At 70.6% G+C, this 796-nt stretch carries 1 protein-coding gene; it reads left to right on the top strand.

Annotated elements, in window-relative coordinates; translation table 11 throughout:
- Positions 1-796 (top strand): hypothetical protein (locus tag ENSA5_RS38550; protein ID WP_181198319.1); only part of this gene is annotated, 796 nt, incomplete at both ends.

A 796-nucleotide genomic window follows, 5' to 3' on the forward strand; every position in this document is an offset into this window, starting at 1 on the left:
CGATCACGACCGAGCCCTACTGGGTCCTGCGTGACGGCGTCCAGGCCCACTGGCGCAGCGGCGCCGACGTCGGGGCCAACGACATGGCCGGGCTCGAGGCGACCTCGGCCTCGCCGAGCAGCGCGGCCGACAGCTTCGACGTGTTCCGCGGCGAGATCAACATGGCGCCGGGCTCGGGCCTGTTCGAGGTCCAGGCCCTGCCGGGCGGGACCGGGGCCGGGGCGATCATCACCTTCGAGAGCAACAACCTGCTCGACAACGCCGACAACCTTCAGAAGCAGTCGGTCCGCCAGCTGTTCGCGCCGGGCTCCTTCGTGCTGGTCGTCCCGGTCGCCGACTCGCAGGGCTACGTCACCGAGAACCAGTCGCAGTGCGCGCTGGTCCAGGTCACGGGCGAGGTCGAAGCTGGCGGCGGCAACACGGGCTGGGAGCTGCCGGTCGGCGACAGCTCGGACTTCAACAAGAACCTGGAGGTCCTGCTTGGGATCGGCGGGCTCGCGGTGCCCGACGACGCGAGCCCGGGCGCGGTCGGCAACAAAAACGGGACCCCCTTCGGGGCCGACTGGGATCCCCCAAACTTTGGTCGGCTCGAGCTGATCCCGCTCGGGCGCGCGCGCTGGTCTCGCTACGAGATCGACTACACCGTCGCGGATCGGCCGATGTTGGTCCGCTCGGACATCATCGGCTGGCGCGAGGGTGACCCGACCGCGGGGATCACCGACGACTACCCCGGCTGCACGGGCGGCGCGTGTCGGATGCCGCGGCTCTACTTGCCGAGCGATGGCGTCCAGCCGCC

Origin of the sequence: Enhygromyxa salina, assembly GCF_002994615.1 — a bacterium.
Taxonomy (GTDB): Bacteria; Myxococcota_A; Polyangia; order Nannocystales; family Nannocystaceae; genus Plesiocystis; species Plesiocystis salina_A.